General features: G+C 66.0%; 32 protein-coding genes. 16 read left to right on the top strand and 16 right to left on the bottom strand.

Annotated elements, in window-relative coordinates; translation table 11 throughout:
• The first annotated feature begins 29 nt into the window (after window positions 1-29).
• The 7 genes from IRG63_RS08410 to IRG63_RS08380 all read left to right on the top strand — a co-directional run bounded on the left by IRG63_RS08410 (window position 30) and on the right by IRG63_RS08380 (window position 7160).
• Window positions 30-485 carry an SRPBCC domain-containing protein gene (locus tag IRG63_RS08410; protein ID WP_193509851.1) on the top strand — a complete coding sequence of 152 codons (456 nt, stop codon included), beginning with the start codon at window positions 30-32 and terminating at the stop codon, window positions 483-485.
• Between the two features lie 96 nt (window positions 486-581).
• Window positions 582-1544 carry a sugar-binding transcriptional regulator gene (locus tag IRG63_RS08405; RefSeq protein WP_193509850.1) on the top strand — a complete coding sequence of 321 codons (963 nt, stop codon included), beginning with the start codon at window positions 582-584 and terminating at the stop codon, window positions 1542-1544.
• Window positions 1541-2557, top strand: coding sequence for a deoxyribose-phosphate aldolase (gene deoC, locus IRG63_RS08400; protein ID WP_193509849.1), 1017 nt, complete (start codon window positions 1541-1543; stop codon window positions 2555-2557). Before IRG63_RS08405 ends, deoC begins: the two co-directional genes overlap by 4 nt.
• 25 nt (window positions 2558-2582) lie before the next feature.
• Window positions 2583-4175, top strand: coding sequence for an aldehyde dehydrogenase family protein (locus IRG63_RS08395; protein WP_168626751.1), 1593 nt, complete (start codon window positions 2583-2585; stop codon window positions 4173-4175).
• Window positions 4172-5032 carry an aldehyde dehydrogenase family protein gene (locus IRG63_RS08390; RefSeq protein WP_168626752.1) on the top strand — a complete coding sequence of 287 codons (861 nt, stop codon included), beginning with the start codon at window positions 4172-4174 and terminating at the stop codon, window positions 5030-5032. The genes IRG63_RS08395 and IRG63_RS08390 overlap by 4 nt, the downstream gene beginning before the upstream one ends.
• A gap of 237 nt (window positions 5033-5269) precedes the next feature.
• The gene (locus IRG63_RS08385; RefSeq protein ID WP_168626753.1) at window positions 5270-6145 is read left to right on the top strand and encodes a CAP domain-containing protein; all 876 of its coding nucleotides are present in this window, start codon (window positions 5270-5272) and stop codon (window positions 6143-6145) included.
• Window positions 6146-6290: 145 nt separating this feature from the next.
• Window positions 6291-7160: a glycerophosphodiester phosphodiesterase family protein gene (locus IRG63_RS08380; RefSeq protein WP_193509848.1), complete on the top strand. Its 870-nt coding sequence runs from the start codon at window positions 6291-6293 to the stop codon at window positions 7158-7160.
• Window positions 7161-7264: 104 nt separating this feature from the next.
• Here the strand turns inward: IRG63_RS08380 and IRG63_RS08375 are convergent, their stop codons facing one another.
• From IRG63_RS08375 to IRG63_RS08360, 4 genes are all read right to left on the bottom strand, one after another.
• Window positions 7265-8203, bottom strand: coding sequence for an NYN domain-containing protein (locus tag IRG63_RS08375; RefSeq protein WP_193509847.1), 939 nt, complete (start codon window positions 8201-8203; stop codon window positions 7265-7267).
• Window positions 8204-8334: 131 nt separating this feature from the next.
• Window positions 8335-8970 carry a DUF1294 domain-containing protein gene (locus IRG63_RS08370; protein WP_193509846.1) on the bottom strand — a complete coding sequence of 212 codons (636 nt, stop codon included), beginning with the start codon at window positions 8968-8970 and terminating at the stop codon, window positions 8335-8337.
• A gap of 78 nt (window positions 8971-9048) precedes the next feature.
• Window positions 9049-10446: a hypothetical protein gene (locus tag IRG63_RS08365; protein ID WP_193509845.1), complete on the bottom strand. Its 1398-nt coding sequence runs from the start codon at window positions 10444-10446 to the stop codon at window positions 9049-9051.
• A gap of 153 nt (window positions 10447-10599) precedes the next feature.
• The gene (locus tag IRG63_RS08360; RefSeq protein ID WP_193509844.1) at window positions 10600-11232 is read right to left on the bottom strand and encodes a hypothetical protein; all 633 of its coding nucleotides are present in this window, start codon (window positions 11230-11232) and stop codon (window positions 10600-10602) included.
• A 57-nt stretch (window positions 11233-11289) separates the two neighbouring features.
• Between IRG63_RS08360 and IRG63_RS08355 the strand changes: the two genes are divergently transcribed.
• Together IRG63_RS08355 and IRG63_RS08350 are read left to right on the top strand one after the other, a co-directional pair.
• Window positions 11290-11586 carry a DUF1905 domain-containing protein gene (locus IRG63_RS08355; protein WP_168626759.1) on the top strand — a complete coding sequence of 99 codons (297 nt, stop codon included), beginning with the start codon at window positions 11290-11292 and terminating at the stop codon, window positions 11584-11586.
• A gap of 55 nt (window positions 11587-11641) precedes the next feature.
• Complete coding sequence (locus tag IRG63_RS08350) at window positions 11642-12175, top strand: hypothetical protein (protein WP_193509843.1); 534 nt, start codon at window positions 11642-11644, stop codon at window positions 12173-12175.
• A gap of 70 nt (window positions 12176-12245) precedes the next feature.
• Here IRG63_RS08350 and IRG63_RS08345 read toward each other — a convergent pair whose 3' ends face one another.
• The 5 genes from IRG63_RS08345 to IRG63_RS08325 form a co-directional block, all read right to left on the bottom strand.
• Window positions 12246-13283 (bottom strand): NAD(P)-dependent alcohol dehydrogenase, encoded by a 1038-nt coding sequence (locus tag IRG63_RS08345; protein ID WP_227411975.1) that lies wholly within the window; start codon window positions 13281-13283, stop codon window positions 12246-12248.
• Window positions 13284-13294: 11 nt separating this feature from the next.
• A complete protein-coding gene (locus IRG63_RS08340) occupies window positions 13295-13513 on the bottom strand; it encodes a helix-turn-helix transcriptional regulator (protein WP_193509842.1) in 219 nt (72 codons plus the stop codon).
• Window positions 13507-13887 carry a hypothetical protein gene (locus IRG63_RS08335; protein WP_210422626.1) on the bottom strand — a complete coding sequence of 127 codons (381 nt, stop codon included), beginning with the start codon at window positions 13885-13887 and terminating at the stop codon, window positions 13507-13509. Before IRG63_RS08335 ends, IRG63_RS08340 begins: the two co-directional genes overlap by 7 nt.
• Before the next feature lie 172 nt (window positions 13888-14059).
• Entirely contained in the window at window positions 14060-14926 is an 867-nt protein-coding gene (locus IRG63_RS08330) for a transposase (RefSeq protein WP_193509840.1), read from the bottom strand.
• Entirely contained in the window at window positions 14923-15747 is an 825-nt protein-coding gene (locus tag IRG63_RS08325; RefSeq protein ID WP_168626764.1) for a DUF1206 domain-containing protein, read from the bottom strand. The genes IRG63_RS08330 and IRG63_RS08325 overlap by 4 nt, the downstream gene beginning before the upstream one ends.
• 72 nt (window positions 15748-15819) lie before the next feature.
• Between IRG63_RS08325 and IRG63_RS08320 the strand changes: the two genes are divergently transcribed.
• Together IRG63_RS08320 and IRG63_RS08315 are read left to right on the top strand one after the other, a co-directional pair.
• Window positions 15820-16254, top strand: a complete 435-nt coding sequence (locus tag IRG63_RS08320; RefSeq protein ID WP_193509839.1) for a pyrimidine dimer DNA glycosylase/endonuclease V — start codon at window positions 15820-15822, stop codon at window positions 16252-16254.
• Between the two features lie 107 nt (window positions 16255-16361).
• Window positions 16362-16640: an iron-sulfur cluster assembly accessory protein gene (locus IRG63_RS08315; RefSeq protein ID WP_168626766.1), complete on the top strand. Its 279-nt coding sequence runs from the start codon at window positions 16362-16364 to the stop codon at window positions 16638-16640.
• On the opposite strand, the gene IRG63_RS08310 is transcribed toward IRG63_RS08315, so the two are convergent.
• The 3 genes from IRG63_RS08310 to IRG63_RS08300 are packed head-to-tail and all read right to left on the bottom strand — an operon-like array spanning window position 16624 to window position 19633.
• Entirely contained in the window at window positions 16624-18027 is a 1404-nt protein-coding gene (locus IRG63_RS08310) for a pyridoxal-dependent decarboxylase (RefSeq protein ID WP_168626767.1), read from the bottom strand. The two genes, IRG63_RS08315 and IRG63_RS08310, sit on opposite strands and share 17 nt — an antisense overlap.
• A 23-nt stretch (window positions 18028-18050) precedes the next feature.
• The gene (locus IRG63_RS08305; RefSeq protein WP_193509838.1) at window positions 18051-19274 is read right to left on the bottom strand and encodes an RNA polymerase sigma factor; all 1224 of its coding nucleotides are present in this window, start codon (window positions 19272-19274) and stop codon (window positions 18051-18053) included.
• Window positions 19256-19633, bottom strand: a complete 378-nt coding sequence (locus IRG63_RS08300; protein WP_168626769.1) for a YciI family protein — start codon at window positions 19631-19633, stop codon at window positions 19256-19258. Before IRG63_RS08300 ends, IRG63_RS08305 begins: the two co-directional genes overlap by 19 nt.
• Window positions 19634-19804: 171 nt before the next feature.
• Here IRG63_RS08300 and IRG63_RS08295 point away from each other — a divergent pair, with 171 nt between their 5' ends.
• Entirely contained in the window at window positions 19805-20203 is a 399-nt protein-coding gene (locus tag IRG63_RS08295) for a VOC family protein (RefSeq protein WP_193509837.1), read from the top strand.
• Window positions 20204-20207: 4 nt separating this feature from the next.
• Here IRG63_RS08295 and IRG63_RS08290 read toward each other — a convergent pair whose 3' ends face one another.
• The gene (locus tag IRG63_RS08290; RefSeq protein ID WP_193509836.1) at window positions 20208-20879 is read right to left on the bottom strand and encodes an NAD(P)H-hydrate epimerase; all 672 of its coding nucleotides are present in this window, start codon (window positions 20877-20879) and stop codon (window positions 20208-20210) included.
• A gap of 92 nt (window positions 20880-20971) precedes the next feature.
• Between IRG63_RS08290 and IRG63_RS08285 the strand changes: the two genes are divergently transcribed.
• From IRG63_RS08285 to IRG63_RS08275, 3 genes are all read left to right on the top strand, one after another.
• Window positions 20972-21307: a helix-turn-helix transcriptional regulator gene (locus tag IRG63_RS08285; protein WP_193509835.1), complete on the top strand. Its 336-nt coding sequence runs from the start codon at window positions 20972-20974 to the stop codon at window positions 21305-21307.
• Between the two features lies 1 nt (window position 21308).
• Complete coding sequence (locus tag IRG63_RS08280) at window positions 21309-21791, top strand: SRPBCC family protein (RefSeq protein ID WP_193509834.1); 483 nt, start codon at window positions 21309-21311, stop codon at window positions 21789-21791.
• A gap of 308 nt (window positions 21792-22099) precedes the next feature.
• Entirely contained in the window at window positions 22100-22300 is a 201-nt protein-coding gene (locus tag IRG63_RS08275) for a PspC domain-containing protein (RefSeq protein WP_193509833.1), read from the top strand.
• Here the strand turns inward: IRG63_RS08275 and IRG63_RS08270 are convergent.
• Window positions 22263-22505, bottom strand: coding sequence for a hypothetical protein (locus IRG63_RS08270; RefSeq protein ID WP_168626774.1), 243 nt, complete (start codon window positions 22503-22505; stop codon window positions 22263-22265). The two genes, IRG63_RS08275 and IRG63_RS08270, sit on opposite strands and share 38 nt — an antisense overlap.
• A gap of 107 nt (window positions 22506-22612) precedes the next feature.
• Here IRG63_RS08270 and IRG63_RS08265 point away from each other — a divergent pair, with 107 nt between their 5' ends.
• Entirely contained in the window at window positions 22613-23647 is a 1035-nt protein-coding gene (locus tag IRG63_RS08265; protein WP_193509832.1) for an LLM class flavin-dependent oxidoreductase, read from the top strand.
• An 18-nt stretch (window positions 23648-23665) separates the two neighbouring features.
• Here IRG63_RS08265 and IRG63_RS08260 read toward each other — a convergent pair whose 3' ends face one another.
• Both IRG63_RS08260 and IRG63_RS08255 read right to left on the bottom strand, forming a co-directional pair.
• Complete coding sequence (locus tag IRG63_RS08260) at window positions 23666-24193, bottom strand: SRPBCC family protein (RefSeq protein WP_168626776.1); 528 nt, start codon at window positions 24191-24193, stop codon at window positions 23666-23668.
• Window positions 24190-24525, bottom strand: a complete 336-nt coding sequence (locus IRG63_RS08255) for a helix-turn-helix transcriptional regulator (protein WP_168626777.1) — start codon at window positions 24523-24525, stop codon at window positions 24190-24192. Before IRG63_RS08255 ends, IRG63_RS08260 begins: the two co-directional genes overlap by 4 nt.
• Window positions 24526-24573 lie beyond the last annotated feature (48 nt).

Here is a 24573-nt window from a genome sequence, read left to right as displayed (position 1 = left end):
AGTGGGCGGCGGCGCGTACAGTTGCGCGCATGGACGCCGTGGACCTCGAGTTCTCCCGCGAGTTCGGGGTGTCGCCGGTCGTTGTCTGGGACGCCCTCATCGACCCGGAGCTGGTCATCGGGTGGCTCGGCGAAGCGCGCATCGAGGCGGAAGTCGGCGGCCGCTACGACCTGGTCTGGCTGCACAGCCAGAGCTTTCCGCCGACCACCGGCACCATCACCCTGCTCGAGGAGCCGCGCGCGCTGACCGTCGAGTCCGACAATCGCGGTACGCTGCGCTACGGACTCGTGGCGACGGAGTTCGGTGCGCTGCTGCACGTGGGGATCTCGGTCGTGATCGAGCGCGCCTTCATCCCGCGCATCCGCGCCGACTGGCAGAGCAACCTCGACCAGCTCGAGGAGATGCTGCGCGGCCATCCGGTGGATTGGGCGAACTGGGACCGGGACCGCGCTCCGGTCTGGCAGCGCTATCTGCGGTCGTCCTGACCAGCGAGCCGTTGGCTACACGACCCCGAAATGCTCATATGAGCAATATCGGCAACGGATGTTGTCGTTTGCGCGTGCTCTGCCTACCCTTGAGGCGTGGCCGTTGCAGAGACTTTCGACACGCGAGCGCAGGACTCTGACCTGCTGACCGTGCGCGTCGCCGAGCTCTACTACGACGAGGACAAGACCCAGGACGAGATCGGCGCGCTCCTCGGCATCACCCGCTGGAAGGTTGGGCGCCTGCTCACTCGCGCCCGCGAGAGCGGCATCGTGCGCATTGAGATCGTGCACCCGCGAGCGAGGCGGCTCGGCCTCGAGCGCGACCTGAGGGAGCGCTTCGGCCTCAAGGACGCTGTCATCATCCCCGAATCAGCGGATGCGCGCGCGGACGTCGCGCAAGCGGCATCCGACTACCTGAGCGCGCTCCGGCCTGTGCCGCGCACGCTCGGCGTCAGCTGGGGCCGCACACTTGACGACGTCGCCGAGCGGCTGCCGAATGGTTGGGCACGTGGCGTGCATGTCGTCCAGATCAATGGGGGAGTGAGCCTCAACCGTCGCGCGAGCACGGCGGCGACGACGGCGGCGACCATCGCCCAGAAGTCATCCGGCGAGGCAACGCTGCTGCCGAGCCCCGCGATCCTCGAGCGGCTCGAGACCAAACGCGCCATCGAAGCCGACCGGACAGTTGCGGGTGTGCTCGAACTGGCGCGGGGAGCATCCGTCTACCTGTTCAGCGCCGGTGTCGCGGATGCCAGTTCCGTGCTGGTCGAGAGCGGCTACCTGACGGCGGACGACGTCGCGGAGCTCGTGCGTCGCGGTGGGGTCGGAGACGTCGTCGGGCGGTACATCGATGCCAACGGAAACCCGGTTGATCCCGGACTCAATGAGCGTACGGTGGGACTGGAGCTTGAGCAGCTGCGGTCCGCCGACACTGCGATCCTGGTGATCGCGGGCGAACAGAAGCATGACGTCGCGCGAGCGGTCGTCGCCAATGGACTGTGCAGCGTCGTCGTCACCGACGAGGGAACTGCGCGGACCCTCCTGGAGGAAGAGAAATGACAATGGAACAGTCAGCGGTGGCGCTCGCGCCGGCCGAGCGCGCGGTGAGCCTGCTCGGCGGCGACCTCACCGAGAAGAGCCTCAAGCTGCATCTGGATGGCCTCTCCGGTGTTGACGCGGTCGGCTTGGAGGCGCGTGCTGCCGGGCTGTCGACGCGCTCCATCAAGACCACGTCGAAGGCGTGGGCGCTCGACAAGATCATCAGCCTCATCGACCTGACCACACTCGAGGGTGCCGACACCCCTGGCAAGGTGCAGTCCCTCGTCGCCAAGGCGGTCAACCCTGACCCCACCGACCAGACCACCCCCCGGGTCGCGGCCGTGTGCGTCTACGGGGACATGGTCCCGATTGCGATCCAAGCGCTGGGCGCCCACCACGCGGCGGGTACCGACAAGGGCATCAACGTCGCCGCGGTGGCAACCGCGTTCCCCAGCGGGCGCGCTTCGCTGGCGGTGAAAATCGCCGACACCCGGGATGCCGTGCAAGCGGGCGCCGACGAGATCGACATGGTCATCGACCGCGGCGCGTTCCTCTCCGGTCGGTTCGGCATAGTCTTCGACCAGATCGTCGCGGTCAAGGACGCGTGCCGCCGAGTGGACGGAAGCTACGCACACCTCAAGGTGATCCTCGAGACGGGTGAACTCAACACCTACGACAACGTGCGCCGCGCCTCGTGGCTGTCGATCCTGGCCGGCGCGGACTTCATCAAGACGTCGACCGGCAAGGTCCAGCCGGCCGCGACCCTGCCTGTGACGCTGCTCATGCTGCAGGTCGTCGGTGACTGGTACCGCCTCACCGGCGAGAGGATCGGCGTCAAGCCGGCCGGTGGCATCCGGACGTCGAAGGATGCCATCCGCTACCTCGTGACGGTGGCCGAGACGGTCGGCGAGGAATGGCTGCAGCCGCACCTGTTCCGGTTCGGCGCGTCGAGCCTGCTCAACGACGTGCTGCTGCAGAGTCAGAAGACCAAGAGCGGCAACTACAGCGGCGCCGACTACGTGACCATCGACTGAGCCGAACGCTTACAAGGAGAACCCCATGAACTTCCTCGACTACGCACCGGCTCCCGAGTCGCGTTCGATCCTGAACCTGAAGCCCACCTACGGACTGTTCATAGGCGGCGAGTTCGTCGACGGCCACGGCACGCCGTTCACGACCATCTCGCCCGCCGATGAATCGGCGATCGCCGAGATCGCACACGCCAACGAGCACGACGTCGAGCTCGCGGTCACTGCCGCTCGCCGCGCGTACGACTCGGTGTGGTCGCGCATGTCCGGCGCCGACCGCGGCAAGTACCTGTTCCGCATCGCGCGTCTCATTCAGGAGCGCTCGCGTGAGCTGGCGGTCGCTGAAAGCCTCGACAACGGCAAGCCGATCAAGGAAGCGCGTGACGTCGACGTCCCACTGGTCGCGGCGTGGTTCTTCTACTACGCCGGATGGGCGGACAAGCTCGACTACGCCGGGCTGGGCCCGGCGCCGAAGTCGCTCGGCGTCGCCGCGCAGGTGATCCCGTGGAACTTCCCCCTGCTCATGCTGGCCTGGAAGATCGCGCCCGCACTCGCATCCGGCAACACCGTCGTGCTGAAGCCGGCCGAGACCACGCCGCTGTCCGCGCTCATCTTCGCGGAGATCCTGCAGCAGGCCGACCTGCCGCCGGGTGTCGTGAACATCATCACCGGAGCGGGGGAGACCGGGCAGGCGCTGGTGAACCACCCGGATGTCGACAAGGTCGCATTCACCGGGTCGACCGCTGTCGGCCGCGCGATCGCCCGGTCCACCGCAGGCACCGGCAAGAAGCTGACCCTCGAGCTCGGAGGCAAGGCCGCGAACATCGTGTTCGACGACGCGCCGCTGGACCAGGCGATCGAGGGCATCGTCAACGGCATCTTCTTCAACCAGGGCCACGTGTGCTGCGCCGGATCGCGGTTGCTCGTGCAGGAGAACATCCACGACGAGGTGCTCGACCGGCTCAAGCAGCGCCTGTCGACCCTGCGCCTGGGGGATCCGCTGGACAAGAACACCGACATCGGTGCGATCAACTCGCAGGAGCAGCTCGACCGCATCAAGCAGCTGACCGCCGTCGGCGAGCAGGAGGGCGCCGACCGCTGGACCGCCGATTGCGTCATCCCTGACCGCGGGTTCTGGTTCGCACCGACGATCTTCACCAACGTCGCGACGAGCCACCGCATCGCGCGGGAGGAGATCTTCGGACCGGTGCTGTCGGTGCTGACCTTCCGCACCCCGGCTGAGGCGATCGCGAAGGCCAACAACACGCCGTACGGCCTCTCGGCTGGAGTGTGGAGCGAAAAGGGCAGCCGCATCCTCGGCGTCGCCGACAAGCTTCGCGCCGGCGTCGTGTGGGCGAACACGTTCAACCGGTTCGACCCGTCGAGCCCGTTCGGCGGGTACAAGGAGTCCGGCTACGGGCGCGAGGGTGGCCGTCACGGGCTAGCCGCTTACCTGAACCCGGCTGGCACGCCCGCCCGGTCGGCCGTGACGGCAGGCAAGCCGTCGCCGGTCACCGTGAAGTCGACTGACACGCCCGTGATCGAGGGCATGAAGCCGAGCTCACCGCGCAAGACAACGCGGGCAAAAACCAAGAAGGCCACTACCAAGGGAGCAACCAAGTGACCCCGACCCGTCTCGCCGTCCCGAAGACCTACAAGCTCTACATCGGGGGCGCGTTCCCGCGCAGCGAATCCGGCCGCACCTACGAGGTCGCCGCTCGTGACGGCTCGTTCCTGGCGAACGCGGCGAAAGCCAGCCGGAAGGACGCGCGGGATGCGGTAGTCGCCGCTCGCAAGGCGCAGTCCGGCTGGGCGGGTGCCACCGGGTACAACCGCGGCCAGGTGTTGTACCGGATCGCCGAGCTGCTGGAGGGGCGTCGCGCGCAGTTCGTCGACGAGCTCCGCCGCAGCGAGGGGCTGACGGATGCGCAGGCGAACGCGCAAGTGGACTCGGCCATCGACGTGTGGGTCTGGTACGCAGGCTGGGCCGACAAGTACCTGCAGGTCGCGGGCAACGGGAATCCGGTCGCCGGGCCGTACTTCAACATCTCCACACCGGAGCCGACAGGCGTTGTCGCCGTCATTGCGCCGCAGGAGTCGTCACTGCTCGGGCTCGTCTCGGTTGTCGCCCCGGCCCTGGTCACGGGCAACACGGTTGTCGTGGTGCCGAGCGAGCAGGCACCGTTGAGCGCCATCAGCCTCGGTGAGGTGCTCGCGACCAGCGACGTTCCGGGCGGTGTCGTGAACGTGCTGACCGGGTCGCCCGCCGAGCTCGCTCCGTGGCTCGCGGCGCACGCCGACGTCAATGCGCTCGACCTGACCGGCGCGGGTGACCTCGACTGGGTGGACCTGCAGATCACGGCTGCGGACACGCTGAAGCGCGTTCTCCCGCCCGAGCCGGGTGTGCCTGCGCCATCCGTTGATCGCATCACGTTCTTCACCGAGACAAAGACGGTGTGGCACCCGAAGGGCATCATCTAGCTCGCTGGAGTTTCGGATGGCGGCTGGGGAAGGCCAAGGTCACCGGCAACTACAAGCGCGGCAACGAGCGCTGAAAACCTCCGCCTTAACCCGTTTCAAGGAGATTTGACTGAGTCGACTTGGCTCTATTCGGATTCAACCGGTCTAAGCCCGGATCTCCTTGAGACGGGTTGCGCGCGAGGCGACGTTGCCTCAAATGAACCGATTTCCCAGCATCGCCCGCGTTAGCATCCCCTGATGGTTGATGCAGCACTCACCGCAAGTCCGCACGCGCAAAACCGCCGGGGGTCAGCTCGCTGGACCCGACGCGCTCGCCGCTGGATAGCGGGTGCGGTTGCCGGACTGGTGGTCGCTGCTGGCGCGGTGTTCGGGATCGCGGACCCGGCATCCGCGTACGACGAGCCGGCGATTCTCTCTCACGCGAACCAGAGTCGGGCTGACGCCGGGCTCGGGCCGCTTCGAATGAACTCGTCGATGAACTCTGTCGCCCTCGCGTGGGCGCAGCAGATGGATGCGGCCAACTCGATGTCGCACAATCCCAGCTACTCGTCGCAGATCCCGGGGGGCTGGAGCAAGGCGGGCGAGAACGTCGCTCACGGTTACGCGACCGGCGCCGCGGTGCACGCGGGCTGGATGAGTTCGCCCGGTCACAAGGCGAACATCCTCGGCGACTTCACTGACATTGGCATCGCGCACATCTCCGGAGCCAACGGAACCTGGTCGGTGCAGGTCTTCGCGAAGTATGGGGCCACGGTGCCGCCGCCGGCGCCGCCCGCACCAGCACCTGCGGCACCGGCTCCGGCACCGGCTGCGCCGGCACCGGCCCCCGCGCCACCGGCGGCCGATCCGGAGCCCGCGCCCGCTGCCGAGCCGGAGGCGACGCCGACACCAGAGCCGACCGCGAGCGCAACTCCGCGGGACGACGCCGCCGCCGAGCGAGACAGCACTGCCCGCCAGGCGGGGGACGCTGCGGATGACGACGTCACGACGCTCGACGACGCTGAGCGAGTGGACGCATCCTGGCTGTGGCCGGGCATGGCGATTGTGTTCCTCGCGGTCGCGGCGATTGCAGCGGTGCTGGTGATTCTGATCCGGCGGAAGCGACGCGGGTAGGGATCCGCGCTGGGCGCGTGAGCGGAGACGGCGAGACGAGGATCTCGCGTGCTGGCGAATAGGTAACAAAACGGTAACGAACTCGCTATAGTGAGCGGAACCGCTTCGGCGGCGATGGTTCCCGTTACCCGATTTGGCGGTGTCAATGTCGACAACGCGTCGCGGCCTCTTGGCCGCCGCAGCCGTGTTCGCGTTCGCGTTCAGTCTTGTCTTGCCCCCGGAGTCGTCGAGTGTTGACGCCACTGGCCTGTTTGGCGCTCGCGGTCCGGGGGACGCCGGCTTCGTTGCCGGCCACCGTGGTGATCGCACTTCCGCTCCGGAGAACACGCTCCCGGCGCTTCGGGCCGCAATCGAAGGTCCGATGGACGTCGTGGAAACCGATGTGAGACTGTCAGCCGATGGCGTCCCGGTGCTGTTCCACGATCATTGGCTGGATCGTACGACCGATGGTTCTGGTCGGATGAGCGACTTCACGCTGGCCGAGTTGCAGGGGCTCGATGCCGGATCCTGGTTCTCGGAGGAGTTTGCCGGTGAGCGAATCCCGACCCTCGAGTCGTTCCTTGAGCTTCTTGCGCGTAGCGATAAGCGCAGTCTGATCGAACTGAAGGCGTTTTGGACGCCGGAGGAGGCGACGATCGTGACGGACCTCCTTCAGCGTTACGGTGTCGCAGAACGGGTGATCGTTGCTGCGTTCGACCGCCACACACTGATGAGCGTGGAGTCGGCGGATCCTACGATTCGGCGTGCGCTTCTGGCGTCGAAGCTTCCGAACGACCCGGTCCAGCTAGCGGAACGGTTCGGTGCGGTGGCGATCGTGACGAGTTTCGCGGAGGTGCGAAAGAACCGGTGGATCGTGGAACGCACGCGCAGAGCCGGTATCGGGCTGATCTTGTACACGTTGAACAGCGAGGAGCGTTGGGAGACGGCCTTAAAGCTTGGTGTGGACGGAATCGTCACCGACAAGCCGCTGAAGCTCGGTCGGTGGCTGGATGCGGCGACCTCAGCCTCCCGCTGAAACCTCCGGCGGTTGAGCGCCGAACCACCCCTGCGGGTCAGAAAGAGGCCTTAAAGCTCACCTGAAGGGCTGTTTGCGACCCCTCGGAAGAAACGCGCGCCGAGCTACGGCAGGTTCACACCCGGCTTGAGCCGCACCAGGCGGGTCTGGTTGCTTTCGTCCAATTCGGCAACGTCTGCGCGCGACTTCACGAACTCGGAGAACGACTTGAAACCCAGCGCCGACTCCTGGAACGACGGGTCCATACGCTTCATCTGGGTCTTCACGGCCGAGTTGTGCAGCCAGTCCTCGTCGTCCTTGGCATGCCCCAGTCGGAGCGCCCGCACGAGCAGATCAGTTGCGGCTCGCTGCGGGTCGGCTGGCGCATCCGCGTCGGCCTTAGCCGAGGCATCCGGCGTCTTCTTCTTGGTCGCTGCTGGTTTCTCTTTCTGCTCGTCGGCGACGGTGGGGCGCGGCGCCGTCGGGTTCTTCCGCGGCTTGATTCCCGGCAGCGCGTCGTAGTCGGCGAACTCGTCGCAGGCTGCTGCGAGGGAGCGACTGGTGCCGCCCGCTACTCCGATCCCGACGACGTAGCGCCCGAGCCTTTTGCTCTTCTGCGCGAGGGCGATGTAGTCCGAGTCGCCCGCGACGATCACGACGTGAGTGAGGTCGGGCAGGCGGAACAGGTCCTCGACGACGTCTACCGAGAGCCGGATGTCCGCACCGTTCTTGATGCCGGCTGTGGTCGGGAAGAGCTGGGTGAGGTCCACCGCGCGCTCGATCAGCTGCTTCTGATAACCGGCGTTCACCGGCACGGACCAGTCCGCGTACGCGCGGCTGATGACGATCGAGCCGAAGGATGACGCGAAGTCGATGATCGCGCCCACATCGATCGTCGCATCGTGCAGTTTCGTCGCCACCTCCGACTTGGAGCGCGCCGGTGAGAAGTTGCGCGCCTTGTCTCGATGGAAGCGCTGGTCGCCGTGCAACTGGTCGTAGCGGGAGATGACGATGTTGTCGAAGTCGATGTAGACGGCGACACGTGAGTCGCTGGGTTCAGCCATGCGCCCAGTCTGTCGCTAATCGCGCGGCTTGAGTAGTGCCGGATGCCTGTGGCGACCGCCTCGCGCGGGTCGACCTTCCACGCGCGCGTCGAATCAGACCCGCGCTGGGAAGTTCGACCCGCGCGCGACCCCTAAATCCACTTGATCGAATCCTCCGAGATGAGCCACACAAGCGTCACGAGCGCCGCCACGTTCAGCACGACCGTCCACCAGAACGCCGCCCGGAAGCTGGCCTTCTGAGTCTTGTGCCGGAAGGCGAGTTGCGCGATGAGGCCACCGGGCCATCCGCCCAGCAGTCCCAGGCTCAGCAGCGTCGATTCTGGGGTGCGCCACCCGCCGGCGCCGGCCGCGCGCTTGTCCTTCCAGTAAGCGACAAAGCAGAGCAGGCTGGCGATCGCGTAGGCAGCCGGGATCCAGGTCGGCAGTGGCATCAGGGGGGCGGCGATCGCGTACGCTCCGGCGAAGACGACGAGCGGGATCAGGGTCGCGGCGCTGGCGTAAGGCGCCACCGAGGGCGTCCGAGTCGCTGGCCGAACGGCAGCAGCGCCATCCACCAGCACACGCTCCGCCCGAACCCGGCCATCCGGTGCATTCCCCACCGTGAACGTCATGGTGTCGCCAACCTGCGGCCGACCGACACGCGCGTCGAATGCGCTGATGTGCACGAAGACGTTACGGCCGCCATCCGTTGGCGAGATGAATCCGAAGCCGCGGTCGTCATTCCACGACGTCAGCGACCCAGCTACTCGTTCACCCCTCGAAGGCATGGGCCAATGATATTGACATGGCGGTGCCGCTATCCGGGTTCCGCGGAATGATCCGGAGCACAATTCGCAGCGGGCAGGCTAGTTGGCCGCTAGAGCAGTTCTTGATGCTCCCTGCGGCGTGCTTTCGTCGTCTGTGGGGGGAAGATCCTGATCTTGCGAGGACAGCGCCGCGGAACCCAGCGACGGGCTGACAGAGGGATCGAGGATCACCTCGTCCTCCGAGCGAACTCGTGGGGGAGAAGCCGTCCAGGCCTTCAACCGTTGTCCAATATCGCCGTAAGTCGAATCGATTCCGTTGAGAACCGAATCGATGAATGATCCGCGTCCCACTCCGCGTTTGGTGCCGAGCGGATGCGATTGTGCAACACGGAACGACCTAATTTCCTTGGCCGGGTCGACGACTAGCTTCACCGGACTCTCGCGGACGTCCTTGAGTAGTTCGGCAGCGCCTTCTCGTGATCTGGCGGCGAAAGCTTCAACACGCACTGACTCCGGAGCATCCTTGAGCTGTCGAAGGAGCCAGTTGACCCGAGTGGTGGCTTTGCCTTCCTTGGGGGCGTCTAGATCGATGTGGCACGTGACCTTGTTCGACCTGAGGTTGGCACTGATCTCGATCGGGGCGATCGTGTTCGGTACACGGATCGCTGCGAACAATGTGCCGTTGTCCACCAGCGAACGGACGAGCTTGGAGGTTCTTACCCCTGGATCGTTTCGTTCTTCTCGGTTCAATACCGGAGTGACTTCTGTGCCGAGCTTTCGCCCTAGCTGCAGGCAAGCGAAACGAATCAAGGCATCAAACCGACTAGCGACCTCGCCAGCAGACTTGTCAGTGGGGCGCAACGTGCCGGCCGCAACCGCCTCGCGCACGCTCACCCAATTTGGTCCCATGTCATCGAACGACAGCGCGCCCGATCGCGGATGCTCGAGATAGCGAATGAGTTCGCCAAGGATCCACGCTTGATCAGGGTCCGCTACACCCCGAAACTCCTTCTGCATGACCGCGTGAGTGAGTACCTCACTCCACGACCAGTGGTGAAGGGCGACCTTCTTCAATTTTCGTTTGTCGACTGAAGTGGGATGCTGACCAACTGCCGGTGGAATCTCGTTAGAAATGGTGATCAGTGCGTTGAATGAGTGCTCGCGCGCCACGTCTAGATAGTCCCCGAGCTGCTCAGCGGCGAGCGCGTTCGTGCCGGTCTTCACCTCGACAAGCGCCGTCCACACTCTTGACCCGCGACGAACGCGGATAAGCCCGTCCGGAAATACTTTTCGATCACCGAGAACAAAGGGCACCTCGATATACGTGTCCAACTGTCCCGCCGGAGCTCCGAGAGGGGTTGTCAACACACGCCCAAACTCCTTCACCGAAGCCATAACGGAGAGCAGGGCAGAGGTTGCACGGCGTTCCTGCTCGTCGGCTCCGTTGATGCCGGACGTGGGTATGAGTCGCGCAACATGCCAGGACTGTTCGGTCACGTATCTACTCCTCCAGAGCGTGGACCCATTTCGATACACCGTATCTAGAAGGTCCTCAGACTCGGGGACGACTCGCATGGTTCTCCGCGTAGCGGCTCATAGGCCGCACCGAGTTCCGGATGCGCCGTTCGCTCGCTGACTAAGTCGCCGGGTCTACAGGCCGCCGCAGAGGTGACCCCACTGACCGCCGGTGCCGGGGAGCCCCCACTGCAACAGATCGACCACGCTCGAACCGGTCGTCAGCGCGAAAACGTACTTGCTGTCGCTGTCTGGATCTTCGACCGTAATCGTCGTGAGGTCACCGCGAGTTATGTCGGCGTACGTGCCAACCACCGCATCCGGGTACGCGGCAACGACCTCGGCCTGAGTGCTGCCGAGTCCGACGCCCTCCGCGTTGCGTGGGAAGTGCGAGGCCGGGTCAGCGATTCCAATCTCGGAGTAGAACAGGAACGTGCCGGCAGCCATGTCGGAGCTGTCCATCATCGCGTGCGTGTACATTGTGTCGGTCTGCCAGACGACGCCGTAGTGCGGGCAGACCTCGTAGCCGGTGACCGGATAGTTCAACTGGTCGCTCATCTGGGCCCAAGTCGCGCCGATCTGCGCCTCCTCGAAGAAGGTGAAACCGAAGTCCGGTCCTTCTCCGGGCTCTTCCGGCGCAGGGGTCACGGTCACCGTGACAGTGGGGGCAGGATCTGCGCCCGGATCGCCCGCAGGAGTGGGGGTGCACCCGCTCACCAGGAACGCGGCCGCCACCGCGATGACTCCGACAGACACGAGCTTGTTCACGGGCTTCTCCTCTGCTCTTGCCGAGAAAACTAGCAGAAGGCGAGTTATCATCGCGGGATGCGCGACGCTTTCCTTTTCAGCGCGGAACTCTGGCAGTGGGAGGGCAAGAGCGCCTGGCACTTCGTGTCGGTGCCGCCAGACGAGTCAGAGGAGATCCGCGAGCAGCCGCGCATGCCGCGAGGGTTCGGCTCCGTTCGGGTCAGCGTGCGGATCGGCTCATCGACTTGGAAGACCTCGATCTTTCCCGATTCGCAGCGCGGCAGCTACCTGCTTCCCGTCAAGAAGTCGGTGCGGGAGTCCGAGGGAATCAGCACCGGCGACGTAGTGCAGGTCGAGCTCAAACCGCTCGAGTGATCGGCGCCCGTCCAGCGTCGACTGACAGAATTGGATCCCGATCAAGGAGCAGCAAATGGGACTCTTCGACAAGATCTTCGGCCGGCCCGAGCAGCCTCCGCAGCGCCGCAACGAGGATGAGGTCGCGGTCGAGCGGTACGAGTACCTCCTTCGCACGGCTCCACCAGAGACCATCGAGCAGGTCCACACCGAGGCGTTTGCCAAGTTGACGCCCGAGCAGCGGGACATTTTGTTCCAGAAGCTGACCGAGTCTGCACCCGAGGGCGAACGGCCGGCCGACAACCAGCCGAGCACGCTGGCCCGCACCGCGACTCGCACAGAGCTGCGTCAGCCGGGAACGCTCACGCGTGCGCTGGGTGACGGCGATCAGCGGGGCGGCCCCAGCTTCGGCGCGATGTTCGGCAGCTCGCTGCTCGGCACGATCGCCGGTTACGTGATCGGCTCCGCGATCGTGGGCTCGTTCTTCGATGGCGGCGGGGCGGATGCCGGTGCTGACCCCGGCGCGGATGCCTCGGGCGACGCCGGTGCAGACGGCGGGGACTTTGGCGGCGGTTTCGACGGTGGAGGCTTCGACTTCGGCGGGTTCTAGCAACGCCTGAGGAGCCAGCAACCGCCCTTCCCGTGCAGCAGGAAGGACGGTCACTGACCCCTCGGGACTGTTAGACGCTCGGCGTCACCGACAGCACGATCTTGCCGCGCGCGTGGTTTGAGCCGACGTGGCGGAGCGCATCCGCCGCGGCCTCCAGCGGATAGACGGTGTCAATCAGCGGTCGCAGCGCTCCCGCTTCGACGTGCCGGCGCAGCACTTCGAGGTCGTCCTTGCGCACCATCGCGAACATCCCCAAAAGCCGCTGCTTCACGAAGGGCGCCTGGGCAGCGATGGTGAGGTTGCGCGTCACTGCGCCGAGAATGTTCCCTCCACCCTCGCCGCCGACGAGCACGAGCGCGCCACGCTCGGCCAGCATCCGCCGCAGGACTGACACCGACCGGCTGCCGGCAATGTCCAGCACCAGATCGAAGTCGTGCGCGGTCGCCTCCAGGGTCTGTGTCGTGTAGTCGATCACCTCGTCAGCGCCGAGTGCTCGCACGCGCTCTATATTCCTGGTGCTGCATACGGCCGTCACGGTGGCGCCCATGCTCTTGGCGAGTTGGACGGCGAACGAGCCGACGCCTCCGGATGCCCCGATCACCAGCACCCGCTGGCCCTCCTCGAGCTTCCCGTTGCGGAGCGCCTGGAGTGCCGTCACCGCTGACGTTGCGATGGTGGCCGCCTCCTCGAAACTCACGCTGGCGGACTTGCGGACCAGCCACCGCTCCTTCGAGACGGCGTACTCGGCGAACGAGCCGGTCGCGACGCCGAAGACCTCGTCGCCGACCGCGAACTCCGTGACGCTTGCGCCGACCGCGACGACTGTGCCGGAGACATCCGAACCCCGCGTCTTCTGCTTCGGGCGGGTGAAGCCGACGCCGAACAGACGCATCAGGTAGGGCTTGCCCGTCATCAGGTGCCATGCTCCCGGGTCGACGCCTGCGGCGTGCACCTTCAGCAGCACGTCCTCGTCACCGACCTCCGGCACCGGCACGTCGCTGATCGTGATCACATCGGCGTCGCCGTAGCGATCCTGTGTTGCGGCTTTCATCATCCGCCTCTCGTGGCGCTCGGCATCTGGCTTCTTGTTCGTGGTCGAGGTGTTCATTGCAATTCTCCTTACGTGGTGGGGTACTGGAACACGTCGTCGAGCGGGATGCCGAAGACATGCGCGATCTGGAATGCCATCTCGAGTGAGGGGGAGTACTTGCCCTGCTCGATGGCGATGATGGTCTGGCGGGTGACGCCGATCCGTTTCGCCAGGTCGGCCTGGGTCATTTCGCCGTGCTCGAAGCGCAGCTGCCGGATGCTGTTCGTCACGAGCGTCGGTTTCACCATTGCTGGAACCCGCCCCGGTAGGCGACGATCCGCGCGGTGCACGAGGTGATGGCGGAGAGCGTGAACGCGAGGTAGAGCGCGTTGGCGATCCAGAAGTAGTCGACCTCGAACGCTGCCATGAAGATTGAGCCGAGTGCGCCGGCGATCAGCCAGCCGTGTCCGATGAACTCGCCGTACCGGAAGATCTCGCGGTCGCGCCGGTCTTTCTTGCCGCCATCCCCGGACACGATACTGGCGATGATATTCAGCACGATGGCCGAGACGATGGAGATGCCGATCGTCCACAGCATCGTGACGAAGTAGTCGACTTGCGTGATGGGGGTGACTGCCGCGCGGGACAGGATGATGATCAGGTAGGCCGAGTAGGTGACCACAGATACCAATGCTTGGATCCACGTTTCTTTTTCTGCGGATGTCATTTTGCTTGTTCTCCAATGTCAATAAGTCTTTACACGAGAAATGTAAAGCAGCATTCACACCGTGTCAAGCAAACTAGACATCGACTTTCACCGGGCACACCAGGGATGTTCTGCATAACAGGGCGTGTCAGTCGAACTCGGCGGCCCGCTCGCGAGCACGATCTGCCGCGGCCGCAGCTCGTTCCGCGTCGCGCTCGGCTCGCTCCCGCCGGTGCTGCAGGGTGGTCGCATCCCTGGCGGAGGAAGCCAGTTGCTCCTCGAGCTGATCCAGCCGGGCGATCAGCTCCTCCCGCTGCGCCTCGAGCCGGTCGCGCGCAGCAAGCGCCTCGTCGGCCTCACCCTCAAGCCGGTCGAGCTCGTCCTGCACCTCACGCGCCGCGGCCTCGGCTTCTTCCGCCTTCTTCCGAGCCTGATCCTTCAGCCGCTTCACCGGCTTCGCCGCCGCCGCGCCGGCTGACGGCTTCCGCGCTGGGGCGGCGGGCGCATCCGGCTCCCCGCCGGCAACGGCTCCGCTCAGGTCGACCGACTCGAGGCCGGCGAAGGCCAAAGCCCGCACGAGCCTTCCACTGCGCACTGCCGCTGCTGCTGCAGGTTCGGCGAGCCCCGCCTGCAGCGTCTGCTCGACCTCATCGCGGGTTGCTCCGCTGATCGGATGCCCGGCCTCCTCGGCGAGATCCGCGGCAGCCCGCCCGAGCGCGGCGATGACCTGCCGGCGCTGCCTGGTCAGCTCCCGCAGCGATTTCGCATCGAGATCATCCTGCGCTTCCCGAAGCGCCGCGCCCAACGCGAGGACCTGCTCGAGCTCATCCCCGCGCCGTGCAGCCAGCAGGTTGACCGCCCACGCAGCGACCGACGGCTTCTTGAACGCCTTGACCTCCTTGCCGATGGCCGGGTCCGCCTTGGCTCGGTCGTTCCGAGCCGCCGTGAACGCGTCGGGCGGCAACGCGTAGAGCTCTCGAGCGACCTCGGCGATGGCATCCCGACTCGGCGTCATCGGCGCATGTACCTCGTGCGGAGGAAAAGGTAGAGCCCGTGCGCGATGAACCCCAAGGCAATGATGCTAAGCGGCCACACACCGGTTGGCAGGCTGAGAAGGTAGTGCACTGCGCCGTCAAGACCGGTTGTCCAGCTGGAGTCGCTCACGAATGCGCCGCCGACGAAGAGCACCCCGACGAGCACGAGCGCAATTCCTTTTGCCGTGTGCCCGACGATCCCGAGCCAAAGCACCGCGACGCCGACGGCGCCGTCTGGGAGCGTGATGTCTTCCATGAACCGCCGGGAGACGCCGCGCACGGCATAGAACACCCCGACGCTCGCGACGGCGACACCGATCGCGCCGAGGAGGAAGATACCTCCCGGGATGTTGATGAGCGTCGAGCTGACCGTACGGGTCTGCTCCGCCGCATCCGGTTGCCCGCCTGTTGCGAAGACGACCGCGGCCAGCCCGATTACGACAAAGACAACAGACTTGGCGCGATCCCGCCACTTGTTGGGGACCACGCCTTCCGGCCGCGGAGCGATCGGCCCGGTCCACTGCCAGATGGCAAGGCCGAACAGTGACAGTGCGGCGATCCACAGCGCGATGACCCCGCCGGGTGTGTCCGCGACCGCCTCCAGGGCGCCGCTCTGGTCAGCGTTGTGGTCCAGCCCATAGACCACCCCGATCGCGATGATGCCGATCAGCACGTGCAGGGCACCGCTTGCGATCAGACCGGCGCGGGCGAAGACGCGGGCGGGGCGGCTGTCAGCGGCGCGCCGGGCCGCTTCCTTGGCATCCTCTGCCTTGCCCTTGGCAGCGGCGGAACTGGCATCCACGTGCCATTGATACCACGTCGAGGTGGGGCGAAGTCTCGCCCCTGTCTGGCGCGAGTCGTACGATTTCGCATCATGAGACTGTGGTCGCTGCATCCGCGCTACCTCGACAGGCAAGGGCTGACGGCGTGCTGGCGCGAGGGTCTGCTGGCTCAGGCAGTCATCGGCAGGACCTCGGGCGGGTACAGCAACCACCCGCAGTTGCAACGGTTCCGCGGCAGCGACGACCCGCTCGCCTCGATCGGCTCCTACCTGCACGGCATCGTCGACGAAGCGGATGCGCGCGGCTACCGGTTCGCGCGGGACAAGATCCAGCGACCGGGCAATGTCTCTGGGCTGCCGGTCACCGACGGCCAGCTGGACTACGAGTGGCACTGGCTGGGAGCCAAGCTCGCGTCACGCAACCCGTCGTGGAAGCAGCGCCTTTCCCACGTCGAGACACCGGATGCGCATCCGCTGTTCGTCGTCATCCCCGGACCGGTAGAGCCGTGGGAGCGCGTCGAACGGTGACGTGCCGGTGCTCGTGTGAACTTCCGCAGAGTGTCACCCCAGGGGTTGCAGTCGTCGCCGGGTCCGAGAAAAGTCGGGTACTTGCACACGATCGAAAGGACTCACCCATGCTCACTCTGACTGACACCGCAAGTGTGCTGATCAAGAACCTCACCGACCAGACCGCGAGCGACGAGGCGGGCCTGCGCATCAGCGCGGCCGAAGGAACCCCGAACCTCACGGTTGATGTCACCGCCTCGCCAGAGCCGAATGACACGGTGGTTGAGCACACCGGGGCTCGCGTCTTCCTCGAGGAGACCGCCGCTGCTGCCCTTGACGACAAGGAACTGGACGCTCAGGTCGATGAGGCCGGTGCCATCCGGTTCGCGATCAACGACCAGAGCTGACCGCGTCTTCGGCTCTCACTGCCCTCTCCACCGCGGCGAGCGAGTCGGAGACGTCATCCGCGTCGGTGGACCAGTTGCTGACCGAGATGCGCAGGATGTCGCGCCCCGCCCAGTTCGAGCCGGACATCCAACTGGTGCCGTCAGCGATCAGCCGCTCGGTGATGTTGCGGGTGCGTTCATCGTCACCGAAGCTCACGCTGACCTGCGTGAACACGACGTCGTTCAGCACCTCGACACCAGGCATAGCGAGCAGCCCGGCAGCGAGCGCGCGAGCGTTGGCGGCGAGCCGGTCGACGAGCGCGGTCACGCCATCCCGACCAAGGGATCGCAGCGCCGCCCAGACCGGCACGCCGCGCGCCCGTCGAGACAACTCGGCGACCTTGTCGTACGGGTCGCCGGGCCCGTGTTCATCGGTGATCAGATAGCTGGTGTGCACACCGAACGCCTTGCGCACCACTTCCGGCCGCGACACGATCGACACGCCACAGTCATACGGGACGTTCAGCGTCTTGTGCGCGTCGGTTGCCCACGAGTCACAGGTCTCCCAACCCCGCGTCTCTTCGGCGAATCGGCCACTGGCGGCCGCCCACAGCCCGAAGGCGCCATCGACGTGTGCCCACGCCCCGTGCCGGTGGGCGATCGCGGCAGCATCTCCGATCGGGTCGAACGCGCCAGAATGCAGGTTTCCGGCCTGCAGGCAGACGATCGCGGGGCCCGACGTCGCGTCGAGTTCACGCTCGAGCGCATCCGCCAGCATCCGTCCCTGATCGTCCGCCTCGACCTCCACCGGAGCCGGCAGTCCGAGGTAGCGCAGCACCAGGTCGATCACAACGTGCCGCTCCCGGCCCGCGAGGACGGTGATGGGTGGGGAGCCGGCCAACCCATTCGTGGCGAGGTCCCAGCCGACAGCGTCGAGCACGTGCTGCCTGGCCGCCGCGAGGCCGACGAAGTTGGCCATCGTCGCGCCGGTGGTGAAGCCGACATCGGCGCCGGCGGGCAGGCCGAGCAGATCGAGCAGCCACGTGCCCGCCGCTTCTTCGATCGCCGCCGTCGCCGGTGTCGCGTAACGCATGCCGCCGTTCTGGTCCCACGCGCTGACCAGCCAGTCCGCGCCCATAGCGGCGGGCAGGGTGCCGCCGATCACCCAACCGAAGAAGCGTCCGGATGGCATGCCCATGAGGCCGGGCTCGGCGAGCTCTGCCAGTTCGTTGACGACGGCATCGGGCGGCAGCGGCCCGTCCTGAAGCGGGGGAGCGAACCGCTCGTAGAGCTCATTTGCGCTCGCTCGCGGACCGACGGGTCGGGTTGGGAGGGACTCGAGCCATTTGATTGCATTGACGTGTGCCGCGTCCAGTGCATCGCGGTACGCGTCTGATGACGCGGACATGCGAGACATGCTAGACCCGCCGGTCAGCCGTTGGGCGAGAGTCGGGTCGCTTTCTCAGTCAGGTGTGCCCGCAACGCAGACTCGGTCGTCAACGAGATGGCTTTCTCGTAGGCGGCGGATGCCTCGCGAGTCGCCCCCGCTTCGGCCAGCAGGTGCGCGCGGGTCGCCCAGGCCGGTTGGAACCGTTCGGCACCTTCAATCGCCTCGAGGGCAGCGAGCCCGGCATCCGGACCATCGAGTGTCCCGATCGTTGCGGCCAGGGAGACTCGGGCACCGAGCGTCGGAGTGAGTTCTACGAGCGCCGTGTAGAGGGTCCGGAGCGCCCACCAGTCGGTCAGGCCGGTGCGAGCGCGTGCCGCGTGCACCGCCTGGATCGCCGCCTCGAGCTGGAATCGGCCGAGGCGCTGCGCCCGTGCGGCTCGCCTGAGCCAGTCGTCGCCGCGTGCGATGAGGGTCGCATCCCACCGGGTCGTATCCTGCTCCTCGAGCGGCACAAAGCGGCCGTCCGCGCCGGTGCGTGCCCGGGCCCGCGAGAACGAGAACGCGATCAGGGCGGCCAGCCCGTACGCTTCCGGTTCGTCGTCGAGCAGCGTCGCGAGCGTTGAGGCCAGGTACAGCGACTCGGCGGCCAGCGATTCCCGTTCGCCGGAGACCAAGAGCCAGTCGATCGCGTACGCGCCGTAGATCGCTTCGAGCACAGCGGGCAGCCGCTCGGGCATGTCGGCGCGGGTGGGGACGACGAACGGGATCCTCGCATCCCGGATGCGCCGCTTGGCGCGCACCAGGCGTTGCGCCATAGTCCCTGTCGGCATCGCGAACGCACGCGCGATCTGCTCCGCTTCGAACCCGAGAACGGTCTGCAGCATCAACGGCGTGCGGATGCCGGGGTCGACTGCGGGGTGAGCGCACACGAACATGAGTTCAAGCCGTTTGTCGGGGATGGCATCCGGATCGACCTCGTCGAAGACCTGGGGTTCCGCGGCCAGCGGCGCGGAGGTGCGCTCGGCTGCGGACTTCGCGCGGTCCCGCTGCCGGTTACGTGCGACGGTCATCAGCCATCCCTCCGGGTTGGCGGGGACGCCGCTCGCCGGCCACGTGCTGAGCGCCTGCACGAACGCGTCGCCCAGCGCATCCTCAGCTCCGGGGATGTCGCCGGTGCGCGCGGCGAGCAGCGCGAGCAGGCGACCGTACGAAGCGCGGGCGACCACTTCCGCCCGCGCCTTCGCGGTCAGATCGTCCCGTGCCATGCCCCGTCTTCGAAGTGCACTGCGGTCGGTCGGATCTCGATCGTGCCGTAATACGCGGCCGGGCATTTCTCGGCCCAGGCGAGTGCGGCATCGAGGTCCGGAACATCGATCAGGAAGATCCCGCCCAGTTGCTCCTTGGTGTCGGCGAACGGGCCGTCCTGGACCTTCAGCGCGCCGTCGCGCGCGGTTAGCGTCGTTGTGCTGGCTGACTGCTGGAGCACCTCGGCCGCCAGCAGCACGCCGGCCTCATTGAGCGCCTTGGCGTAGTCATCGAAGGCCGCCTTGCCCTCGTTCATCGCCTCAGTGCCGAGGTCGGCCTCAGTCATCTCGGGGTAGTGCATGATCAGTGAGTAGCGCATCTGTCTGCCCTTCTTCTCGTACCGTAGCGGCCACGCGGTGTGACCGACATACCCCTATGACGATTGAGCGTGCAGCCAATCGACACCGGATTTCGCTGGCCCGGGGATCGCGCAGCGATCGTCTCGAAACCTACCCGGCATGATTCTCGGCGCACACTGCTTTACTGCATCATGCAGATCACCGCTTCCGCCATCTCCCTGAACGTCCCTGACGCGGCGACCTCGGGTGACTTTCTCCAGCAGTACTTCGGATTCGATGTGGACATGTCGTCGAATGGCTTCGTGTCGCTGAGTCGTTCGGATGCCGCCATGAACGTCATCTTTCTCGACGCCGGCCTCGGCAGCTTCAAGCCTGCGTCGCACGCGGGGGTCGCTCGCGACGGCATCCTGATCGTGTTCGTCGTCGACGACATAGATGCCCAATGGGAGCGGCTCAAGGACGTGGTTGAGATAGCGACACCGATCGAGACCGAGCCGTGGGGCGAGCGCTACTTCCAAGTGCTCGATCCGAACGGCGTGATCCTTCAGTTGGTGCAGTGGGTTGAGCCGGAGTGGCCCGCGGGAGAGTAGGCGCTCACCGATCGGGCGTCGTCACCGCCGGCTCGACCCCCCCGAGTGCTGGGCCCAGACCGATGTCCACGAGCACAATCCGCCCCGCGAGCCGGGAAGCGGGATCGAGCAGCAGCCCGGCCTTGCACCCGCCGAAGGTCACGGTGACGTCCGCTGGCAGCACTGTCGGGTCCGGGACGGAGCCGTCATCCGGGTGGATGCCGCTCGGGATGTCGACGGCGACGACGAGCGGCCGCTTCGGCTGGGCGAGCACCGGCAGCACCAAGGCGACCACCTCACGCGCGGTGTCGCGCAGCGCGGGGGAGCGGCTGGCCCCGGTGCCGAGGATGCCGTCGAGAACGACATCGGAGACCTCCGCGGCCTGAGCGGCCATTCGCGGCTCGATGACGTTTGCGCCCGCGACCATCGCAGCGGCGGCAGCGCGTTCGTGCATCGTGCTGCCGGTTTGGATCACCGACACGTCGGCGCCGTCCGACGCCAGCTCGGCCGCCGCGAACAGTGCATCGCCACCGTTGTCTCCCGACCCGGCAAGCACGAGGATGCGACCACCGCCATCCGGAAGCAGCGCGCGGAGCTCCCGCGCGAGACCCGCCGCGGCGCGCGCCATCAGGGGAACGCCGTGCTTCAGAAGTGGCTTTTCAGCGGTCCGGATCTGGTTTGCGGTGTAACCGTGCATCCACCCATCTTGCTTGTCGCAACTGTTGACAGCACGGAAATGTCGTTCTAGTCTATATTCAACCAAATGGTTGATAAATGAATTGGTTGACGATGACGAGCGACAGAGACGAGTGGCTGGACCGGGCGTTCCTGGCCCTCGCGGATCCCGTGCGACGCGGAATCGTTGCGCGGTTGTCTCGCGGACCGGCGACGGTCAACGAGCTCGCCGAACCGTTCGACATCACGAAGCAAGCGGTCTCCAAGCACATCCAGGTGCTCGAGAACGCTGGGCTGATCACCCGGAGTCGAGACGGTCAGCGCCGCCCGGCTCACCTTGACCCGGCCGGGCTCGAGGAGCTCACCGGCTGGATCGACAAGTACCGGCTGGACGCCGAGCGGCGCTATCGCACACTCGACGCCCTGTTGGAGACCATCAAGGAGAACTGAAATGAGCAACGCACTGAAGCTCGACGTGCCCGAGGGCGTGCCGTTCATCGACTTCGAGCGCGAATTCGACGCGCCGGTAGAGGCGGTGTTCCGCGCCCACTCGGATCCCAAGCTCATCAAGCAATGGCTCGGCCCGCGCGGGTACGAGATGACCGTGGAGCGGTTCGACTTCCGCACCGGCGGCAGCTACCGCTACATCCACAAGGCCAATGGCGAGGAGTACGTATTCAACGGCGTCTTCCACGTCGTACGTCCGAACGAGTTCGCTATCCAGACCTTTGAGTTCGAGGGCTACCCGGATGTCGTGAGCATCGAGTCGATGAGGTTCGAGGATCTCGGAAACGGACGCACGCGTCTCGTCGGACACTCGGTCTACCCGACGCAGGAAGCGCGCGACGGGATGGCTGCCAGTGGCATGGAGACGGGCCTGTCCGAAGGCTACGAGCGTCTCGACGAACTGCTGGCGGCTGGCGTCGCAGCCTAGCCGGCCGCACGCGAAAGAGCCGGGCCCGCGGGGCCCGGCTCTTCGAATGCGCTTGTTGGATAGACCGTTACTCGCCGGTCCTCTTGGAAGCCTTCGCCTTCTTGTCGGCGCGCTTCTCTTTCAAGGACTTCGAAGCAGCGGTCTTCGTGTTCGCGCCCTTCTTCGGTGACTTGTTGGGCATACGGCACTCCCTCCGTCGGAAGCACTAGGGCTTCTGTGTCTTCGAGGCTACCCTCGCCCTGTCCCCGAGTCGAGAATCGGGGGTTTCCCCGATGGCGCCGCACGGCCTCCTGCGTGAGGGTTGAAGCATGACAACACTCAGCAGACCACGCACCGATCGGGTCATCGCCGGAGTCTGTGCAGCGATCGCCCGCCGCTTCGGATGGAAGGTGACGGCTGTGCGCATGCTTACCGCGCTCAGCATCCTGCTCCCGGGCCCGCAAGTGGTCGCCTACATCGTGCTGTGGGTGCTCATTCCGTCGGATTCTGACGTCGTCCGGGTAGGTTGAGGTCCTCCGGATCCACCTCGACATCGCCGACGTCGTCCGGACCCCCCGTGCCGGGCAGTAGGTTGACGTCACCCTCGTCGATCTCAGGGTCGTCAGTCGCGCGGCTGGAGGCTGGACTCTCCTGACGTTCCTGCGTCTCGCTTTCGCTCCCAGGCGTGTACGCCATGTCCTTCTCGAGCTGCTCTTTCTCATCGCGTTCGGTCATGCTGCGAAGTTAGGCGCGGACGCTGGGACACGCCTGACGGAATACTCATGGTCGGCACACCGTTCTGGGGTTAGATTCGTTCGCACACTCAGCGGAAGGCCACCCCCGTGACCCAGCAACTGCAACTCGGCCTCGACACGTTCGGAGATGTCACTCTCGACGTCGATGGCGACCCGATCAGCCACGCCCAGACCATCCGGAACATCGTCGAGCAGGGTGTGTTCGCCGACTCGCTGGGCATCGACTTCATCGGGGTGGGGGAGCACCACCGCGACGACTTCGCAGTGTCATCGCCAGAGATGGTGCTGTCGGCGATAGCGAGCCGCACGTCGCACATCCGACTCGGCTCGGCGGTGACCGTGCTGAGTTCAGACGACCCGGTGCGGGTCTTCGAACGGTTCTCCACCCTCGACGCGGTGTCGAACGGACGGGCAGAGGTCATCATCGGGCGCGGCTCGTTCACCGAGTCGTTCCCGCTGTTCGGCTTCAAGCTGGCCGACTACGAGCGGCTGTTCGAGGAGAAGATCGAACTATTTGCCGAGCTGTTGAAGGGTGGCCCCGTCTCCTGGTCGGGTTCGGTGCGCGCACCGCTCACCGACCAACTGGTATTCCCGCCGGCCGAGTCCGGCAGCATCACCACCTGGGTCGGCGTTGGCGGTACACCGGAGTCGGTCGTGCGCGCCGCGCATTATGGCTTCCCGCTCATGCTGGCCATCATCGGCGGTGACCCTCTGCGCTTCGAACCGTTCGTCGGCCTGTACAAGCGCGCACTCGGCCAATTCGGCAGGCCAGAGCTGCCGATCGGCGCACACTCGCCCGGGCATGTCGGCAAGACCGACGAGGATGCGCTCGAGGAGCTCTACCCGCACTTCAAGAAGAACCGCGACCGCATCGGCGCCGAACGCGGCTGGCCGCCGGTCACCCGCCCGGAGTACGAGAACGAGGCGAAGAGCGGTGCCCTGTTCGTGGGCTCACCAGAGACGGTCGCCCAGAAGATCGCGCGAGCGGTCAAGGGGCTCGGACTGTCACGTTTCGACCTCAAGTACTCCAACGGCTCGATGCCGCACGAACTGTTGATGTCGAGCATCGACTTGTACGGCAACGAGGTCATCCCGCGGGTGCGGGAGCTGGTGGCAGCGTGACTGGCGGTCCCGGCTCGTTCAGCGGTCAGCGCGGAGCGCGTCGAACTGCTGTCGCCATGGCTCACGGAGCTTCGCGTACCGTTCGTCCCAGTCGACGCCCGGTGTGCGCTCCGGATCCGTGACGGATGCGGCGGCAGCGCCAAGCAGGTCGTCGAGCCGCTCGAGATAGGTCTGCCAGCCCGGCCCATAGTCGATCGACTGCACGCTGGTGTGCACAAGCCTCATTCTGGCGCCATCCGGCGTCTCGTCGACCGTCACGGTGAGCTCGGTCGGCTGCTCCTCGATCGCATGCCAGGTCGTCGTGAAGGTGTGCGGTGGGTCACACGCAGAGACGGTGCCGGTGACCCACACGCTTCCGTCGTCGCTCAGCCCTTCCCAGGTACCGCCGAGCCGGAGTTCGCCGCGGTACGGCGCCATCCAGCGGGCAAGCCGTTCCGGGTCGGTCACCGCGGACCAGACGTCGGCCACATCGGTGTCGAACAGTCTGACGAATTCGAGATCGAACCCGTTCGCTGCTGTGGTCAGGTCGCCGAAAATCCTGGTCATTGTGCTGTCCTTCTCTCGCGCTTGCCTCGCGCGATCTCGGTCTCGAGGGCGTCGAGACGTTGGTTCCAGAGCGTCCGGTAGCGGTCGGCCTGGTCCTGCAGTTGGGTGATCACGCGCTCGTCGAGCCGGTAGATGCGACGCGATCCCTCTGGCCGCACGCGCACGAAGCCCGCTTCGCGCAGAACTCGCAGATGCTTGGCCACCGCGGGCTGGCTGATGCCGAATTCGCTCTCGACAACGCGCGACACTTCGCCAGCCGACTGGTCCCCGCTCGCGAGGAGTTCGACGAGCCGCCGGCGCACCGGGTCTCCGAGAACGTCGAGCGCGTGCATGCCCCTCAGCATATAACCGAGTGGTTATAACCACAATAAGCGGGAAAA

It is taken from the genome of Cryobacterium sp. BB736 (assembly GCF_014980265.1).
In the GTDB taxonomy this organism is placed as follows: domain Bacteria; phylum Actinomycetota; class Actinomycetes; order Actinomycetales; family Microbacteriaceae; genus Terrimesophilobacter.
The sequence above is the reverse complement of the archived record's forward strand: the minus strand, read 5'-3'. Positions and strand labels throughout refer to the sequence as shown.